Source organism: Aurantiacibacter flavus, from assembly GCF_039710615.1.
In the GTDB taxonomy this organism is placed as follows: domain Bacteria; phylum Pseudomonadota; class Alphaproteobacteria; order Sphingomonadales; family Sphingomonadaceae; genus Alteraurantiacibacter; species Alteraurantiacibacter flavus.
In genome coordinates this window covers 1-18,257 of the sequence record NZ_JBDLBR010000008.1, presented here as the reverse complement: position 1 = coordinate 18,257, position 18,257 = coordinate 1, and the positions used below count along the sequence as shown (strand labels likewise).

Sequence of the window (18,257 nt, the reverse complement as noted above, 5' to 3'; positions counted from 1 at the left end):
GCAGGGCGGGCGCGTGTTTAGCCCTGTTGTTATGGGAGAAGGGCGGATCACTCGTTTGCGGCGCGGTGCCGTTGGGGCCAGCGCCGCCGCCTTGGCCTTGGGGTTTACGCCTTGGTCCGCGCCCGTCTTTGCCCAGGCTGATGGAGCAAGCGAGGATGTTGCTCCTGCGCCGCCAGCCGAGGGCGCCGCGCGGGAGGTGTTCACTCCGGCCGACTTTGCCAGTTTCGCCCCGCGCAGCGCGCTCGACATGCTTGAGCGCGTGCCCGGCTTTGCGATCGACGACCGCGGCGGTGGGCAGGGGCGCGGGCTGGGGCAGGCTTCGGGCAACGTGCTGCTCAACGGCGAGCGACTTGCTTCGAAGTCGGATTCGATCACCGACCAGCTCGCGCGCATCCCGGCAGGCAACGTCATTCGTATCGAGATCGTCGACGGCGCCGCACTCGATGTGCCCGGGCTGACGGGGCGGGTCGCCAACATCGTCGCCAATTCGACCGGCGGGGTGCAGGTGCAGTTCGAATGGCGTCCGCAACTGGCTGCGGAATATTCGAAGAACCGCTGGCTCGAAGGGGTGATCTCGGCCTCGGGCACGTTCGGCGCGCTCGACGTCACTGTGGCTGCCGAGGGCAAGCCGTTTTACGGTGGATCAGGTGGGACGAACTATGTGACCTTCGCCAGTGGCCGGGTGGAGGAGCGCTTCAGTACCGGGCTCGAACAGGGCGACGACACCAAGTATTCGACCTCCCTGCGCTATGGACTGCCGGGCGGGGCGGTGGCGAACATTAATGCCTCGCTGCTCCTGCGTCGCTTCCGCGAGTGGGAGCGCGAGCGCACGCTCAGCCCCGATGTCGCCCCGCTATACGAGGAAATCTTCTCGCTCTCGCGCGGTTACGACTACGAGGTCGGCGGCGACCTGGAGTTCGCGCTCGCAGGAGGGCGATTGACGCTGATCGGGCTCGAGCGCTACGACCGGCTCACTTTCCGCTCGCAGTCCGAGGTCGATCCGGCCACCGGGGTGCCTGTCACCGGTATTCTTTTCAGCAGGTTCACCGAAAGCGGCGAGCGCATCGGACGCGCCGAATACGACTGGGCCATGCTCGACGGCGACTGGCAGCTTTCGGGAGAGGCCGCGTTCAACCGGCTCGACCGCACGTCCGATCTGTTCACCCTGGAGCCCGACGGCACCTTCACGCCGCTCGATTTCCCTGCGGGGACGGGGGGGGTGACCGAAGACCGGTATTCGGCAAGCATTTCACATAGCCGGGCGCTCACACCCACCGTTTCGATGCAGCTGATTGTGGGCGGAGAGTATTCGCGCATCCAGCAGACGGGCAGCGGCGCGCTGGCGCGCAGTTTCCGCCGCCCGAACGGTTCGCTGTCGCTATCCTGGTCGGCGAGCGAGCGGCTCAATGTCTCGCTCAAGATCGAGCGGCGCACCGGCCAGCTCGACTTTGCCGACGTGCTGGCCGAGGTGAACCTTGCCGACGACAACCAGAATGCCGCCAACAACGAGCTTCGCCCCGACCAGCGCTGGGCCTACGATCTGGAAGCGGCGCGCGATTTCGGACCCTGGGGCAATGCCACCTTGCGCATCTTTCAGCGCGACTTTTCGGACTACACCACCTTCGTGCCCACCCCCACGGGAGGCTCGGCGCGGGGCAATATCGAAACGGCGCGAATTCAGGGCGTCGAACTATACGGCACCGTTCGGTTCGAGCCGGTCGGGTTCACCGGAGCGCGGCTCGACTATTCGCTGAACCTGCGCGAATCGTCCTACACCGATCCGGTGCTGGGCGGGGCGCTGCCGGTGGGCTTTGCCGAACCGTTCGAACTTGAACTGGACTGGCGACACGACATCCCCGTTACCGACTGGGCATGGGGCGCTGCGCTGCGCCGGACACGGTTCAATCCCAGCTACCGTGTCGCCGAATACGGCTACGACCATCGCATCGGCAATGCCTTGGCGCTGTTTGTCGAACACAAGGATCTGCTCGGGCTTACCGTGCAGGCCAAGATGTCGAACCTGCTGCAGGACGAACTGGTCTACGACCGTTACGTGTTCGACGGCCCGCGCGGCGCCGACAACCTGCTGTTCCGCGAGAATCGGCGCCGCGAGATCGGGCGGGTGATGGAGTTCATCGTCAAAGGCAGCTTCTGAGCAAACGAAAAGGGCGGCCCCTTGCGAGGCCGCCCTTTCGCTTGTTCTTGAAGGCGCGAATTACTCGGCGTCAGCCTTCTTGGCAGGCGCTTTCTTGGCTGCAGGCTTCTTTGCCGGAGCCTTCTTGGCTGGAGCTGCCTTGGCCTTGGTCTCGCCATCGGCGGCCTTGGCCGGAGCCTTCTTCGCCGGGGCCTTCTTGGCAGGCGCTTTCTTTGCCGCCGGCTTGGCCTCGGCCTCGCCGTCAGCAGCTGCCTTCTTGGCCGGAGCCTTCTTCGCGGCAGGCTTCTTGGCCGGAGCCTTCTTGGCGGCGGGCTTCTTGTCCTCGGTGCCGGCTTCGTCGGCCTCGATCGCGGCTTCGATCTCCTCGCGGGTCACTTCGCGCTCGGTGACGTCGGCCTTGTCGAACAGGAAGTCGACGACCTTATCCTCATAGAGGGGCGCGCGCAGCTGAGCCTGAGCCATAGGCTCGTTGCGGACGTAGTCCACGAACTGCTGACGCTGCTCGGCTGGATACTGCTGCGCGGCCTGCTGGATCAGCATGCCCATTTCCTGCTGGCTGATCTCCACGCTATTGGCCTGGCCGATTTCCGACAGCAGCAGACCCAGACGCACGCGGCGTTCGGCGATGCGCTTGTAGTCGTCCTTCTCGGCTTCGATCTCTGCCTTGGCGGCTTCGGGATCTTCCTCGCGAGCGGCTTCGGCTTCCAGCTGCTGCCAGATCTGGTCGAACTCGGCTTCGACCATGGTCGGCGGGACGGGGAAATCGTGGCTGGCAGCCAGCGTATCGAGCAGCTGGCGCTTCATCTGCGTGCGGGTGAGGCCGGCGCTTTCCTGCTCCAGCTGGCCCTTCACGAGGCCGGTGAGCTGTTCGAGGCTCTCGAGGCCGAGCGACTTGGCGAAGTCTTCGTCGATCTTGCTTTCGGCTTCGACCTTCACCTGCTTCACGGTGATCGCGAACTGGGCTTCCTTGCCCTTCAGGTGCTCGGCCGGATAGTCTTCGGGGAAGGTCACGGTGATGGTCTTTTCCTCACCGGTCTTCACGCCCGTCAGCTGTTCTTCGAAGCCGGGGATGAACTGGCCCGAGCCGATCACGAGCGGGGCATCTTCGGCCTTGCCGCCTTCGAATTCCACACCGTCGACCGAGCCGACGAAATCGATGATGACCTGATCGCCCTCGGCGGCCTTCTTGGTCTTGGCCGCGTCCTTGTAGCTCTTCTGGCCCTCGGCGATCTTGCCCAGCGCCTCGTCGATCTGCTCGTCGCTCACGGCGACGGTCAGCTTTTCGAGCTTCAGGCCTTCGAGCGCAGGCACCTCGATCTCGGGCAGCACTTCCAGCTCGACGGTCAGCTCGGCATCCTTGCCCTGCTCATAGCCGTCGGTCATGTCGACCTTGGGCTGCAGCGCGGGGCGCAGCTTCTTTTCGGCCATCAGCTCGTCGATTGCGCCGCGCAACGTGGTGTTGAGCACGTCGGCGTGAATCGCCTCGCCGTGCATCTTCTTCACGAGGTTGGCCGGGACTTTGCCGGGGCGGAAGCCGGGCATCTTCACCTGCGGGGCGATCTTCTTGATCTCAGCGCCGACCTTGTCGGCGATGTCGCTGGCGGGGATGGTCAGCGTATAGCCACGCTTGAGGCCTTCATTGGTGGTTTCGACGATCTGCATTGCCATATCTGGTTCTTTCAGGCCTTCTAATTGCTGCGGACCGGGCACGAACACCCGCATCCGATAGCCGGGTATCGGGGCGCCAACCGAAACTGGTGCGGGCGAAGGGACTCGAACCCCCACATCTTGCGATACTGGTACCTAAAACCAGCGCGTCTACCAATTCCGCCACGCCCGCGGCCCGACGATGAGCTGCAAGATGGCAAGCCACCTCGCAAAAATCGAAGCCGCGCCCTTAAAGGGCAGCGCGGCAAAGGGCAAGCACGAAGGGTGGTTGGCTGTGCGGATCGGCATTGCCACGCGGCGGGCTGCGTTATAGGGGCCTTGCCCCATGAGCGAAGAGCAAACCCCCGAAACCGCCCCCGAGGCGACCCCGGCCACCCCCGCAGCTGCGGACGTGCCGCCCGATCACCTCGCGATCGACCCGCGCAGCCCGCATTTCGATGGCGACAAGCTGCAACGCGGCGTCGGCATCCGCTTCAAGGGCCGCGAACGGCGCGACATCGAGGAATATTGCATTTCCGAAGGCTGGGTGCGCGTGCAGGCCGGCAAGGCGATGGACCGCAAGGGCCGCCCGCTGACGATCAAGCTGAAGGGCGAGGTCGAAGCCTGGTACGAAGACCTCGGCGAAGACGCGCCGCTCGCGAAGGCCTGATTTTACTGGCCCGGAGCATCTTGCTCCGGGTTGGGTGCCATCCATAGCTGTTCCATCGGGAAGGGGTAGCGGAATGAGACGGACCACTTCATGCCGCCCAGCTCGATGGCTCCGCGCGGTCTGCGCGATGCGATGAATGGGCGCAGTTCGTCCAGTTCGGCGGATGGCAGATAGAGGCTGTAACCGTCGCCGGTGCGGACAGTGCGCGCATCATCGAGACCGGGCCAGTTGGCAGGCCAGGCAACCACATCCTCGCGGGCATGGCCGTAGGGCCAGATCATCACCTCGACGAACTCCGGCAGCCATGGCTGCGCCTGCGGATGGGAATAGTCGAGCAGCTTCCAGTAGGCTCTGCGCAGATCCTTCGGCAGGTGCATAGAGCCGGTCCCGTCGTTGAGGTAGCCGAAAGTCGAGATGAACACCGGCTCCTCGCGATAGAGCAGCAGCGAGAGTTCGTGCCGCACCGGATCGCCATCCGCGAGATCATAACGGCCTGCCCTCAGAGCGGGGTCGAGATCGTTCGTGATGGCCAGCAGATCGCTCTGCTCCTGCGCATTGAGCCGCGCCTGTCGGAACCCGGCCTTTGTGCGGTAGATGACGAGGCCATCGTCATAAAGGGCAAGGCGCGGTGAATCCGAACCTGTCATCGGGCTCCACCGCGCACTTTCGATCAACACCAGCAGCGGCATCGGCTTGCCGCTCGCACGGGCTTCGGCGAGCATCGCAGGCCTCTGGAAGAACTCTATCGGCGCAGGATCGTAAGGCGCTGGCTGGGATGCCTGTTCGTTAGCAGCCCAGTTCTCGTCAGCATTGCCGCATCCGATAAGTGCGAGCGATGCCAGTCCGGCGATGAAGGCCCGGCGCAGGCGGCCCAGGGCCTGCAAATCAAACAATCGGGTCGTTCGGGTCGTCGTATTCCGGCCGCACCTTCGTAACCAGCCGCAGCACGCCATAGCCAAGCAGCGCGCTGATCACCGAGCCGACGAGGATGCCGATCTTGGCCTCTTCGCGCAGCAGGCGCATCATGTCGCCAGCGCCGGGGAAGGCCAGCTCGCCGATGAACAGGCTCATCGTGAAACCGATCCCGCACAGGATCGATACGCCCCAGATCTCGGCCCAAGAGCAATCCTTCGGCTTCTGGACGACGCCGAGCTTCACCGCAGCAAACACGCATGAGAAGATGCCCAGCTGCTTGCCGAGCACGAGGCCTGCGGCGACGCCCAGCGGCAGGGGGTCGAACAGATTTTCCACGCCGATATCCGACAGATCGACGCCCGCGTTGGCAAAACCGAATATCGGCACCACGAGATAGGCGTTCCACGGCACCAGCGCGTGCTCGGCATCCTCGAGCATCGAATTGCCGTCGCGCTTCTTCATCGGGATGGTCAGCGCTGCAAGCACCCCGGCGATCGTCGCATGAATGCCTGAGAACAGCACGAACAGCCACAGCACGATCGCAGCGATGACAAAGGGCCACAGGCGGCTGACGCCGAAGCGGTTCAAGGCCACCATCACCCCCAGGACAACGGCGGCCGCCGCAAGCCAGGCGAGCGAGAGGTGGGCCGTGTAGAAAATCGCGATGATCAGTACTGCGCCAATATCGTCGACAATGGCGACGGTAAGCAGGAACAGCCGTAGCGGTGCGGGCACGCGGGTGCCGAGCAAGCCGATCACGCCCATGGCGAAGGCGATGTCGGTGGCGGCAGGAATGGCCCACCCGCGCGCAAGCCCAGGTTCGCTACCAGCCAGCAGCATGTAGACGGCGGCCGGCGCGGCCATGCCGGCGATGGCGGCCAGCACCGGGAGGTTGCGCTGCTTTGGATCGGACAGATTTCCCGCGATCAGCTCGCGCTTCACTTCCAGCCCGACGACGAAGAAGAAGATCACCATCAACCCGTCGTTGATCCACAGGTGCATGGTGTTGAGGTAAAAGGTCTCTTTCGACCAAAGGTAACCCTGAAACAGCTCATGATAGGCGCCGCTGACGCCGGAATTTGCGACGATCATCGCCAATGCTGCAACCGCTATCAGCAGGATGCCTTCGAAGCTGTCGGCTTTGAACAGGGCCTTAAATGGGCGGACGGCGGTGGTGATCAGGGAAGGCTGGTTCATCTCGCCGCCACATTTCGCAGATGCGGGAGGGATTGCAAGCCCGCCCTTTTCCCTTCTGATACATTTTTGTTGGCAAATTTGCTGGCGATTACGTTGAGTAGTCACTCGATATCATATAGATAAAGATACTTATTAGAACGAAGGGGCGCGTTCATGGGTGTCGAACTTTTCCGAGGCGTGGAATGGCTTGCGCTCATCCAGTACGAATTGCTTCTGTTCGCTGGGGTCTTCTTCCTCATTGGTGCCGCCGACGAGTTTGCAGTCGATCTGATCTATCTGTGCAAGCGCTGGCGTGGTGAACTGCGCACCCTGACTATGGCGACTCGCAACGTTGCCGATCGCCAACTTTCGGGTCTGGCAGTGGTGATGATTCCCACCTGGCGTGAAGAGAAGGTGATTGCCCACACAGTTGCCCATGCGCTGTCGGCCTGGCCGCAGGCGGACCTGCGAATCTACGTCGGGTGCTACTCGAACGACTCGGGAACTCTGGAGGCGGCCATGCGCGGCGCCGGGGGCGACCCGCGGCTGCGTATTGTGGTCCATGAAAACAAGGGGCCTACGAGCAAGGCGGATTGCCTCAACCGGATATATGCGGCCATGGCTTTGGACGAGATGCGCACGGGCCGTCTGGTACGCATGGTCGTGCTGCATGATGCGGAGGATATGGTCGACCCGGCCGCCTTGCCGTTGCTCGACCGAGCGATCGAGCAGGCCGAGTTCGTGCAACTCCCGGTGTTGCCGGTGCCGCAATCGGACAGCCGTTGGATCGGAAGCCACTATTGCGAGGAATTTGCCGAGGCGCATGGCAAGGGGATGGTGGTACGCGCCGCGCTTGCGACGGGCTTGCCCGCAGCGGGTGTGGGCTGCGCGTTCGAACGGCGCATGTTGGCCGAAATGGTGCGTCAACGCGGAACTGTCGGCCCCTTCGCCGACCGCTCGCTCACCGAAGATTACGAGCTCGGGTTGCGCGTTGCCCTGGCCGGCGGTCGGTCGCGCTTCTTGCGGGTGCGCGACGAGGCTGGACTTCTGGTGGCTACGCGCGCCTATTTCCCGTCCAGTATTGCAGGAGCCGTGCGGCAGAAGTCACGTTGGGTGCATGGCATAGCGCTGCAAGGCTGGGACCGGCTCGGCTGGAGCCGCGGGATCGGCGACTGCTGGATGCGCCTGCGTGACCGGCGCGGACCGTTTGCAGCGCTGGTGCTGTTTAGCGGCTACCTACTGCTGGTGCTGGGCTCCTTGTCGTTGCTGCTTAGGCAGTTCGGACTTGGCGCGGAATGGAAGCCCGATGCCCTCCTGCTGTGGCTGTTGTGGTTGAACGTGGCGAGCTTTGTCTGGCGCGCGGGCATGCGCTTCGCCTTTACGACACGCGAATATGGCTGGCTCGAAGGGCTGCGCGCGGTTTTGCGTATTCCGGTCTCCAACATCATCGCCATCATGGCCGGCAGGCGCGCGCTTTTCGCCTATATTCGCACGCTTCGCGGCGCGGCGCCCAAGTGGGAGAAGACTGAGCACGATGTCCATCCGGCGCAATTCGCTGCCGATCAGGATCTGCGCCTGGAGATGGACCTTGGCAGGACCGGAAAGTGACTACGTCGGCTGAGGAGCGCGCTCGTGGTCGACCGGTGTTTGCCATGCTGGGCGTACTGGTCGTCTGGGTGTTGCTGCGGCTGGTGTTCTGGCAGTCGCCATTGATGCTGGCAAACTCTCAGGCGACATTTGGCAGCGGCACCGCCATCGAAGCGGCGCTGGCACGGCCGAGCGTGAGTGGGGGCATTGCCGGGGCAGAGTCCGCAGAGCGTCTCGCGCGCCTCGAGGCAGGCTTCCATCCGCTTGTCCGGATCGAGCTTTCAGGATTGAAGACAGGCGGCGTGGACCAACGGGCGGCGGATGAACGTGCCGATTCGATTGGCTTGGAGATCGAGCCGAGGCCCCGGTCTCGATTGATCACTGCCCCTTCGCAACCCGGCGAATCGCGGCATAGGGATCGCGGTCAGTCGAGCGTCGCGTCTGCCGCGACCATAGACGACCCGGTGTTTGCCCCGATGTCGGTCGCTCCCTCGCGGTGGATGGCGAGCACTTGGGTGTTCTGGCGCGATGACAGCGGGGGCGGCGTTCAGGCGGCGACCGCGCCGAACTATGGTCGCAGCCAGGCCGGGGCTGTGCTCGCCTACTTGCTGGCACCCGGCAGTGCGCACCGGCCGCAGGTCTACAGCCGCGCTACGACCGCGCTCGATGGTGCGCGCGAGGCCGATCTGGCTGCGGGCCTTTCGGCGCGGCCCTTGCCCGATCTTCCTGTGCGCCTCGCCGCAGAGGCACGACTGAGCCTGCGCAACGGGGCAAACGAAGTGCGTCCGGCGGTTTTCGCCGTCACCGAACTGCCGCCGCTTTCGCTTCCCGGACAGTTCGCAGGCGAGGTCTATGCGCAGGCGGGCTGGGTCGGCGGCGACTTTGCAACCGGCTTCGTCGATGCGCAGATGCGGTTCACCCGGGCGCTGGCGCAGAGCCCGAGCTTTTCGCTGTCCGCTGGTGGCGGTGCCTGGGCTGGCGCGCAAAAAGGTACGCGGCGATTCGACATCGGCCCCAGCCTCAGTGCCAGCTTTCGGCTCGGCGACAATGTCTATGGGCGCCTCTCTACCGACTATCGGGTGAGGGTAGCGGGCAATGCCGCGCCCGCCAGTGGCCCTGCGCTCACACTGTCCGCAGGATTTTAGCCGCAGCGCAGCATTCACCTTTGCCTAGGGCCTGCCATGCGATAGGCCGCTGGCATGGATGTCTACCTTCCCATCGCCAATCTGTCGGTAAACGGGCTGTTTATCGTCATGCTTGGCTTTGGCACGGGCATCCTGTCGGGCATTTTCGGTGTCGGTGGCGGGTTTTTGACCACCCCGCTGCTGATTTTTTACGGTATTCCGCCCACGGTCGCCGCCGCTTCTGCTGCCACGCAGGTTACGGGCGCCAGCGTTTCCGGGGTGTCCGCCCACATGCGCAACAAAGGCGTCGACTTCCAGATCGGCGCGGTGATGGTCGGCGGTGGGCTGTGCGGGGCGCTGATCGGGGCCGGGCTGTTCTCGCTGTTGCAGGCTATTGGCCAGATCGACGTGGTCATCAACCTGCTTTACGTGATCTTGCTCGGCACGATTGGTTGGCTGATGCTGCGCGAGGCGTTGGCCGAACTGAAGCCTGCGCGCTTCGGCTCCAAGAAGCGCGCGGCCAAGCGCCGCCACCATCCGATGATCGCGGCCTTGCCCTATCGGATGCGGTTCTACGCTTCCGGCATATACGTCTCGCCGCTGGCGCCGATGTTGCTGGGGCTCGTCGTGGGCATTCTCACGATGCTGATGGGCGTGGGCGGCGGCTTCATGATGGTGCCCGCGATGCTCTATATCCTCGGGATGAGCGCGCGGGTGGTTGTCGGCACCAGCCTGTTCAACATTCTCTTTATCACCATGCTGGTGACCATGGTCCATTCGTTCACGACCCATGCGGTCGATATCGTGCTGGCGGGGCTGTTGCTGGTCGGCTCGGTGACGGGCGCGCAGTATGGCACGCGCATCGCCCAGGTCGCCAAGCCGGAGGTTCTGCGCCTGATCCTCGCCGCCATCGTGCTGGCGATAGCGCTGCGCATGGCTTTCGGCCTCACCATCCGGCCCGACGAAGTCTATTCGGTGGTGCCGTTGTGATGGGTTTCTTCGGCACCACTCCCTTCGCCTTTGGCTCCGGGGCGTCTGCGGGCGGCCAGTCGGCCTTGCGGCCCCTTGGGCCGTTGGCGGCGTGGGTGTTATTTTTCGTCACCGGGCTTGTTATCGTCACGGGGCTTGCGCTTGCCTCTCCGGCCCATGCGCAAGGGCGCGATCCGATCCTCGTCGTGGGCGCATCGCAGACCGACATCGTGCTGCGGCAAGGCTTCACCGGCACCGAGCTGCTGCTCTATGGCGCGCTGCTCGATCCGCGCGGGCGTCGGGCCGACGAGGACTACGATATCGTCGTCGTGCTCAAGGGCCCGACCGAGCCGATTACCCTGCGCGAGAAGGAGCAGATCGCGGGCATCTGGGTGAACGCGGCCAGCACCGACTACCGTTCGGTGCCCAGCTTCTACGCCATGGCCTCGTCGAGCCCGGTATCCGAGATCGTCGATCCGCGCACCGCTGCAATCTACGAGTTCGGGCTCGACTATATCCAGCTTTCGCCCACCGGCACCATCGACCCCGCCGAACAGGCGCGCTTCTCGGCAGGCTTGGTCGATCTGCGCCAGCGGCAGGGGCTCTACAACCAGTACGACGGTGCCGTCGATCTGGATGAGGGCGTGCTCTACTCGGTGCGCCTGCCGATCCCATCGAACGTGCGGCCGGGCGAATATACCGCCGAGACCTTCGCCGTCCTGCGGGGCCGTGTCATCGCCTCCAACAGCCGTCAGCTGGGGGTGCACAAGGAGGGGGTGGAGCTTGCGATCGCCAACCAGTCGCAGGACAATTCGTTTCTCTATGGCCTGTTCGCGATCAGCATGTCGCTGTTCATGGGCTGGGCGGCGGGGCGGCTGTTCGCGATCGTGTAGGAGCGCGTCAACTAGAGACGTTTCCCTAATTTTGACCCGATCTTAACCACCCGGTCGCTATCCGCTTTCCATCTACGTCGCTTGGAGCGGGAACAGTCGATGACCGAAATGCGCCAGAATTTCTCTCACGGCGCGCAGCCGCAAGGCGAGGCCGCTGATCCGCACCATGCTCCCGATCCGCTGGACGATGCACCCGATCTTGCCGCGCAGCCGATTGGCTGCGTGCTTGAAGTCTCGGGCGCGGGTTCGGCCATTGCGCTCGAATTGGCGCGGCTTAATGCCTGCATGGACGATGCCGACCCCTCGGTCGCGCTGGCCGGGCAGGTCGGCAGCCTGATCAAGGTGCGCACCAACGAGGGCTGGCTGCTCGGCTCGGTGCGCGACCAGCGGCAGGACCGACGCGGCGACGGCAATGCCCTCGTCGCCCACATCGACTTCCTCGGCGAGGGGCTGGAAGAGCGCCTGACCGGCAAGCTCCACGGCTTCCGCCGCGGGGTGACGCGCTATCCGATCCCAGGCTCGGAAATCTTTCCGGCCACTTCCGACGATCTGAAACAGATCTACGCTTCCGATGGCCGCAAATCGATCCAGGTCGGCACCGTCTATCCCACCCGCGATATTCGCGCGGGGATCTATGTCGATGCGATGCTCGGCAAGCACTTCGCGCTGCTCGGCTCGACCGGCACCGGCAAGTCGACCGGGGCGGCGCTGATCCTGCACCGCATCTGCCAGGCCGCGCCGCAGGGCCATATCGCGATGATCGATCCGCACGGCGAATATGCCGCCGCCTTCCGCAACACCGGCATGATCTTCGACGTTTCCAACCTGCAGATGCCCTACTGGCTGATGAACTTCGAGGAACACTGCGAGGTGCTGCTGCGCTCCACCGGCAACGACCTGCAGGAAGACAAGGACATCCTCGCCAAGTGCCTGCTGGCGGCACGCTCGAAGAACCGGCTCGCGCAAAGCCTCGGCAAGATCACCGTCGACTCGCCGATCCCCTATCTGCTGTCCGACCTCACCAACATGTTGCAGGACGAGATGGGCAAGCTCGATAAGGCGACCACCACCGCGCCCTACATGCGCATCAAGACCAAGCTCGAGGAGCTGCGCGCCGATCCGCGTTATCAGTTCATGTTCTCGGGCATGCTGGTGGGCGACACCATGGCCGATTTCATCGCCAAGGTGTTCCGCCTGCCCAGTTCGGACAAGCCCGTCTCGATCATCGACGTCTCGGGCGTGCCGTCGGACATCACGCGCACCGTGGTCGCCGTGCTCAGCCGGATGGTGTTCGACTTCGCGATCTGGAGCCGGGGCGAGCGCACCACGCCGATCCTGCTCGTTTGCGAGGAAGCCCACCGCTACGTGCCGAACGAGCGCAATTCGGATGGCAACTCGGTGGGCCGCATCCTCTCGCGCATCGCCAAGGAGGGCCGCAAGTACGGCATCTCGCTCGGCCTCATCACGCAGCGCCCCTCCGACCTTGCCGAAGGCGTGCTCTCGCAGTGCGGCACGATCATCTCGATGCGGCTCAACAACGAGCGCGACCAGGCCTTCGTGAAGGCGGCCATGCCCGAAGGCGCGCGCGGGTTCCTCGATTCGGTGCCCGCACTGCGCAACCGCGAGTGCATCATCTGCGGCGAGGGCGTGTCGATCCCGATGCGCGTCAACTTCGATTCGCTGGAGGAATCGAAGCGCCCCGCTTCCGACGATCCCAGCTTCGTCGACCTGTGGAGCCAGGGTGGCGGCGAAGAGGAGATGGTCTACCGCACCGTCCAGCGCTGGCGCGCGCAGGGCGGCTAGAGGTCCGCACTCATCCGGCCGGCGGGCTGGCCCTCGGCGTGGATACCTTCCGCCGCCATCTCGGGGCTCGGAGCATCTATGGCCCTGCGCCAGTTGAAGTGGTGGTAGAAGTACCACCCCAGCGCCAGGCCAACCGCCGCGCCTACGGGGAAGCTGAGCCAGATCGCATCTGCTTCGAGCCAGCCGTAAGTCAGTTCGTAGAAGCCCAGCCGCACCGGGAAGAGCGCCACGGCCACCACCACTAGCGGAATCCACACGGCGCCCGCTGCCCGCATCGTGGCGGTATAGACCATGGTCACGCCGAACAGCACGAAGTTCCAGCTCGCCAACAGCTGGATATGCCGCGCAATCGGCACGGCAGGGCTGTCCGGCCCGAGGAACAGCACCAGCACCGGGCGGTCGAACAGTAGCAGCAGCACGGTCACCACGCCGGTGAAGGTGAGGTTGAGCCACAGGCCCGCCCTGGTAACCCTGTCGAGCCCGTCCCACTTCCTTGCGCCGATGTACTGTGCCGCCATTGCGCTTACCGCACCGCCGATCGCCATCGCGGGCATCTGGATGTAGTTGAAAAGCTGCATGGTCGCGCCATAGGCTGCCGTAGTCAGCAGTCCCTCGCGGTTGACGAGGCCGACCACGATGATGCCCGCGCTGCTCATCACCAGCAACTGAGCGCCCATCGGCAGGCCCTTGGTGAGGATGAAGGCCAACTCCTCTTTCGAGGGCCACAGATAGCGCAGTTCCTTCGCGCGCAGCCGTAAGGGCAGGTCTTTCGCATAGACGTAGGCCACCATCGCGGCGAACGAGATCATGGCGGAGATGATCGTCGCCAGTGCCGACCCCGCGATGCCAAGCTCAGGGAAGGGGCCATACCCCGCAATCAGCAGCGGGTTCAGCACCGTGTCGAGCGCCACGGTCACACCCATGAAGATGAGCGGCGTGCTCGCATCACCTGTGCCGCGCAGGCCCATCGACAGGATGATCGAGACCATCATGAACGGCATCGAGAGGAAGATGAGCTGGAGGTACACCAGCGCCAGCGGATAGGCACCCTCTGGCGTTGCCAGCAGGCGCAGCAGCGGCCCCGCAAAGGCGAAGCCCACACCCGCAATCGCCAGCATCAGCATCGCGCAGAAGCCCACCGCCGAACCGAAGCTGCGCCGCGCCCCGTCAAGGTCGCGTCCGCCATAGCGCTGGCCGATCAGCACCGTGCCGGCCATGCCGAACCCGAAGGCCGCCGAGCTGACGAGGAACATGACGATGTTGGCATTGGCGGTGGCGGCCAGGGCCTCTTCGCCGATCAGCCGCCCGACCCAGATCGAGTTGACCGTGCCCGACAGCGATTGCAGCACATTGGTGAGCAGGGCGGGCAGGCTGAACATCAGCAGGGTCTTGGGGATCGGCCCCGAGGTGAGGTCACCGCGCATGCGAGGTGGCGCCTTCGCGGGCGCTTCTGTTGGCGAATCGGACATAGTCAAGTTCCGCGTGTATCGCCAAACAGGTGAATGTGCATCCGGTCTGACATGCGAAAACCGTGGGCAAGACAGGCATCTACCAGCCATCCTTCGCGCTCGCGCAGCGTTTCGCTGTCAGTTCCTTCGGGCATCAGAAATACCTTATTCGGGGATATCATGTGTTTACGAACGATATCTTTGACTTCGGCAATATGCTCGGGTGCGCCAATCACGAACTTGAGCACTGCGCGGCTTTCGCTGGCCCAGAAGTCGAGCATCTGGGGTTTGAGCGCGAGGCTTGCCGGATTGCCCGAATGGGCGAGCTTGGGACTGACGTTGAATTGATCGACGCGGAAGTCGAGCCGGGCGGGGGGCTTGGCCGTGCCGTTGGTCTCGATCTCTACTTCGATGTCGGGCAGGTGTTCGAGCATCCGCGCAAGCTGCGCGCCTTGCAGCATCGGCTCGCCGCCGGTGATCACGAGCCGCTTCTGCCCGAGCGCTGCGATCCGCGCGGCGACGTCGGCCTCGTCGAGTGTGATCTGATTGGCGGCACGGTCGTAGGTTGCGCCGCCGCGATGGGGGCGGTCGTCGTCGGCGAAGTGCCAGGTGTAGGGGGTGTCGCACCAGACACAGGCGAGGTTGCAGCGCGACAGGCGGACGAAGGCGACCGGAGTGCCCATGCTCGGGCCTTCGCCTTGCAGCGAAGCGAAGATCTCGGGCTCTCCCGGGGTCTGAGTGGCGAGGACTAGCGCCATGGGGCAGCCCCAAGGTGTGACAGGTGTGACAGTGCCCTGAGGGGAAACTTTTTGCGCGGGTGGGGGTGTTGTTGGCGGGGCGCGCGAGGGAGATGGGAGGAGGTCATGACTGTTCCCATGCCACAGCCTGAGAGGTGTAGGAAATGTCCAGCACCACACCCGCTCGCCCTGAGCTTGTCGAAGGGCTGTCTTTCTTCTTTCGGGCATCACGCACAAAGATAAGGACAATCCTTCGACAAGCTCAGGATGAGCGGGGTTGGTGTTTGGGGCTCACTTACCCCAACCGTGCCAGCGCCGCCGTCAGCCGCTCTATCTCGCCCGCGTGGTGAGCATGATCGGCGCGCGCCTTCTCGACCGCTTCGGGCTTGGCCTTCTCGGCAAAGGCCGGGTTCGACAACCGCCCGTCGAGGCTCTTGAACTCCTTCTGCGAGGCCGCCAGCGCCTTTTCGAGACGCGCCTTCTCGGCATCGAGATCGACCACGCCCTCAAGCGGGATCAGGAACACGTCGTCCATCGCCGTCACCTGCATCGCCGCGCCCGCCGGAGCCTCGGCGAACTCGACCGGCGTCAGGCGGGCCAGCCGCTCGATTGCCGCCGCGCTGCGCTCGACCACGCGCTTGGCGAGGTCGCTCGGGGCGGGGCAGAACGCGGCAAGCTTCGCGCCCGGCGCAATGCCTAGCTCGTTTTTCGCCGCGCGGGTGGCGGTGGTGAGCGCGATCACCCAGTCGATGGCGTCGGTCGCGTCCTTGCTGACCGATGCTTGCGGTTCGGGCCAATTGGCGAGGATGAGGTCATAGGGCCGTGTCCCCTGCGCGTGCCACAGCTCTTCGGTGATGAAGGGCATGAACGGGTGCAGCATCACCAAAATCTGGTCGAGCGCCCAGCCGGCCACGGCGCGGGTTTCCACCGCTGCGGGGCTGTCGGCATCGCCCGCGAAGACCGGCTTGATCAGCTCCAGATACCAGTCGCAGAAGCGGCTCCACGCGAACTGGTAGATGGTGTTGGCGGCGGCATCGAAGCGCAGCTCGGCCATGGCCTTGTCCAGCGCCTCGACCGTCTGCGCCACTTCGCCGATGATCCACTGGTTTGCCGCCAGTTTCGCATCCGGCGCGGCCACGGTGGCCGAAGCGCCGATGCCGTTCGACTGGCAGAACCGGGTCGCGTTCCAGAGCTTGGTGGCGAAGTTGCGATAGCCTTCGACGCGGCTCTCATCCATCTTGATGTCGCGGCCCTGGCTTTCCATTGCCGCCATGAAGAAGCGCAGCGCATCGGCGCCATACTTGTCGATCAGGATCAGCGGATCGACCACGTTGCCCTTCGATTTCGACATCTTCGAGCCATCCGCCGCGCGCACCAGCCCGTGGAGGTAAAGGCGCGGCCATGGGATTTGGCCGGTCATCTCGATGCCCTGCATCATCATGCGCGCATCCCAGAAGAACAGGATGTCGAAGCCCGAGACGAGCAGGTTGTTGGGGTAGTGCTTCTTCAGCAGCTCGGTGTCGTCAGGCCAGCCGAGCGTGGCGAAGGGCCACAGCGCGGAGGAGAACCATGTGTCGAGGACGTCCTCGTCGCGGGTCAGCGCCTTCTCGCCAGCCAGAGCCTGCGCCTCTTCCTCGGTCTCGGCCACGAAGACCTCGCCGTCCTCGGCATACCAGGCCGGAATCCGGTGCCCCCACCACAGCTGACGCGATACACACCAAGGCTGGATATTCTCCATCCAGTTGAAGAAGGTCTTTTCCCAGGTCTTCGGGACGATCTCGATCTTGCCCGACTTCACCGCCTCGATCGGCGCGCCGGCGAGCTTCTCGGCATCGACATACCACTGGTCGGTCAGCCACGGCTCGATCACCACGCCGCCACGGTCGCCGAAGGGGGTCGCGATCACGCGCGGCTCGGCGTCGTGCTCGACCTCTTCGCCCTTCTTGGTCTTGGCGACATGCGGGATCAGCAGGCCCTCGGCCTTCAGCGCAGCCACGACCTTTTCGCGCGCGCCATCCTCGCCGTCCCGCTTGAAGCGGTGCAGGCCGATGTACTTCTCCGGCACCAGCCCGTCCGCCGTCTGGCAGACGTTGGCGTCCTGATCGAGCATGTTGAGCATCTCGGCGGGCTTGATCCCGGCGCGCTTGCCCACTTCGAAGTCGTTGAAATCGTGCCCCGGCGTGATCTTCACCGCGCCCGAGCCCAGTTCCGGGTCGGCATGTTCGTCGGCGACGATGGGAATGCGCCGTCCGGTGATCGGCAGTGTGACGAACTTGCCCACCACCGATGTGTAGCGCGCGTCTTCCGGGTTCACCGCCACGGCCATATCGGCCAGCATCGTTTCGGGGCGCGTGGTGGCGACCTCGATATAGTCGCGGCCATCATCCAAGGTCACGCCGTCCGCCAGCGGGTACTTGAAGTGCCAGAACCCACCGTTGATGTTCTGCGTCTCGACCTCGAGGTCGGAGATCGCGGTCTTCAACTTCGGGTCCCAGTTCACCAGCCGCTTGTCGCGGTAGATCAGGCCTTTGTTGTAGAGATCGACGAAAACCTTGAGCACGGCCTTGGTGAAGTGCTCGTCCATCGTGAACTGCTCGCGGCTCCAGTCCATCGAGCAGCCGAGGCGGCGCAGCTGGCGGGTGATCGTGCCGCCGCTCTCATGCTTCCACTCCCACACCTTGTCGATGAACTCTTCGCGGGTGTAGTTGGTGCGCTTGTCCTGTGCGGCTTCCATCTGCCGCTCGACCACCATCTGCGTGGCGATCCCCGCGTGGTCGGTGCCCACCACCCACAGCGCATCCTTGCCTCTCATGCGCTCGTACCGGATCACAATGTCCTGCAGAGTGTTATCCAGTGCATGACCGATATGCAGCGAACCCGTGACGTTGGGCGGAGGATTGACGATGGTGAAGGGTTCGGCGTCGGGCCGCTCGGGCCGGAAGGCGCCGGTTTCTTCCCAGTGGGCATACCATTTCGCCTCGATGGCGGCGGGATCGAAAGTCTTGGACAGTTCCTCGGTCATGGGCTCTCTTCGCTGACGCTCAGTTTCGGTGCCAGCCCGCGCCCCCGCCCAACCACCCGATATTGTAACCGTAAGCGATCGGGTGGTTGGGCGGGGGCGCGGGCTGGCACC

13 protein-coding genes and 1 tRNA gene are annotated in these 18,257 nt (G+C 64.3%); 7 read left to right on the top strand and 7 right to left on the bottom strand.

Annotated elements, in window-relative coordinates:
- Positions 1 to 13 precede the first annotated feature (13 nt).
- Entirely contained in the window at positions 14 to 2,155 is a 2,142-nt protein-coding gene (locus tag ABDJ38_RS16190; RefSeq protein ID WP_346786173.1) for a TonB-dependent receptor plug domain-containing protein, read from the top strand.
- 60 nt (positions 2,156 to 2,215) lie between these two features.
- Here ABDJ38_RS16190 and tig read toward each other — a convergent pair whose 3' ends face one another.
- Together tig and ABDJ38_RS16180 are read right to left on the bottom strand one after the other, a co-directional pair.
- Positions 2,216 to 3,817: a trigger factor gene (gene tig, locus ABDJ38_RS16185; RefSeq protein ID WP_346786217.1), complete on the bottom strand. Its 1,602-nt coding sequence runs from the start codon at positions 3,815 to 3,817 to the stop codon at positions 2,216 to 2,218.
- A gap of 93 nt (positions 3,818 to 3,910) precedes the next feature.
- Positions 3,911 to 3,995 (bottom strand) — tRNA-Leu (locus ABDJ38_RS16180).
- A 153-nt stretch (positions 3,996 to 4,148) separates the two neighbouring features.
- Between ABDJ38_RS16180 and ABDJ38_RS16175 the strand changes: the two genes are divergently transcribed.
- Positions 4,149 to 4,472 (top strand): DUF3297 family protein, encoded by a 324-nt coding sequence (locus ABDJ38_RS16175; protein ID WP_346786172.1) that lies wholly within the window; start codon positions 4,149 to 4,151, stop codon positions 4,470 to 4,472.
- Between the two features lie 2 nt (positions 4,473 to 4,474).
- On the opposite strand, the gene ABDJ38_RS16170 is transcribed toward ABDJ38_RS16175, so the two are convergent.
- Together ABDJ38_RS16170 and nhaA are read right to left on the bottom strand one after the other, a co-directional pair.
- The gene (locus ABDJ38_RS16170) at positions 4,475 to 5,365 is read right to left on the bottom strand and encodes a hypothetical protein (protein WP_346786171.1); all 891 of its coding nucleotides are present in this window, start codon (positions 5,363 to 5,365) and stop codon (positions 4,475 to 4,477) included.
- Positions 5,358 to 6,584: a Na+/H+ antiporter NhaA gene (nhaA, locus tag ABDJ38_RS16165; protein ID WP_346786170.1), complete on the bottom strand. Its 1,227-nt coding sequence runs from the start codon at positions 6,582 to 6,584 to the stop codon at positions 5,358 to 5,360. Before nhaA ends, ABDJ38_RS16170 begins: the two co-directional genes overlap by 8 nt.
- Before the next feature lie 153 nt (positions 6,585 to 6,737).
- Between nhaA and ABDJ38_RS16160 the strand changes: the two genes are divergently transcribed.
- From ABDJ38_RS16160 to ABDJ38_RS16140, 5 genes are all read left to right on the top strand, one after another.
- Positions 6,738 to 8,171: a glycosyl transferase family protein gene (locus ABDJ38_RS16160; protein WP_346786169.1), complete on the top strand. Its 1,434-nt coding sequence runs from the start codon at positions 6,738 to 6,740 to the stop codon at positions 8,169 to 8,171.
- Positions 8,168 to 9,295: a hypothetical protein gene (locus tag ABDJ38_RS16155; protein ID WP_346786168.1), complete on the top strand. Its 1,128-nt coding sequence runs from the start codon at positions 8,168 to 8,170 to the stop codon at positions 9,293 to 9,295. Before ABDJ38_RS16160 ends, ABDJ38_RS16155 begins: the two co-directional genes overlap by 4 nt.
- A gap of 54 nt (positions 9,296 to 9,349) precedes the next feature.
- Complete coding sequence (locus tag ABDJ38_RS16150) at positions 9,350 to 10,264, top strand: sulfite exporter TauE/SafE family protein (protein ID WP_346786167.1); 915 nt, start codon at positions 9,350 to 9,352, stop codon at positions 10,262 to 10,264.
- Entirely contained in the window at positions 10,264 to 11,136 is an 873-nt protein-coding gene (locus ABDJ38_RS16145) for a TIGR02186 family protein (RefSeq protein ID WP_346786166.1), read from the top strand. The genes ABDJ38_RS16150 and ABDJ38_RS16145 overlap by 1 nt, the downstream gene beginning before the upstream one ends.
- 99 nt (positions 11,137 to 11,235) lie before the next feature.
- Positions 11,236 to 12,939 (top strand): ATP-binding protein, encoded by a 1,704-nt coding sequence (locus tag ABDJ38_RS16140; RefSeq protein WP_346786165.1) that lies wholly within the window; start codon positions 11,236 to 11,238, stop codon positions 12,937 to 12,939.
- On the opposite strand, the gene ABDJ38_RS16135 is transcribed toward ABDJ38_RS16140, so the two are convergent.
- The 3 genes from ABDJ38_RS16135 to ABDJ38_RS16125 all read right to left on the bottom strand — a co-directional run bounded on the left by ABDJ38_RS16135 (position 12,936) and on the right by ABDJ38_RS16125 (position 18,146).
- The gene (locus ABDJ38_RS16135) at positions 12,936 to 14,363 is read right to left on the bottom strand and encodes an MATE family efflux transporter (protein ID WP_346786164.1); all 1,428 of its coding nucleotides are present in this window, start codon (positions 14,361 to 14,363) and stop codon (positions 12,936 to 12,938) included. The genes ABDJ38_RS16140 and ABDJ38_RS16135 overlap by 4 nt on opposite strands.
- A 47-nt stretch (positions 14,364 to 14,410) precedes the next feature.
- Positions 14,411 to 15,145: a 7-carboxy-7-deazaguanine synthase QueE gene (locus tag ABDJ38_RS16130; RefSeq protein WP_346786163.1), complete on the bottom strand. Its 735-nt coding sequence runs from the start codon at positions 15,143 to 15,145 to the stop codon at positions 14,411 to 14,413.
- 274 nt (positions 15,146 to 15,419) lie between these two features.
- Positions 15,420 to 18,146 carry a valine--tRNA ligase gene (locus ABDJ38_RS16125; protein WP_346786162.1) on the bottom strand — a complete coding sequence of 909 codons (2,727 nt, stop codon included), beginning with the start codon at positions 18,144 to 18,146 and terminating at the stop codon, positions 15,420 to 15,422.
- Positions 18,147 to 18,257 lie beyond the last annotated feature (111 nt).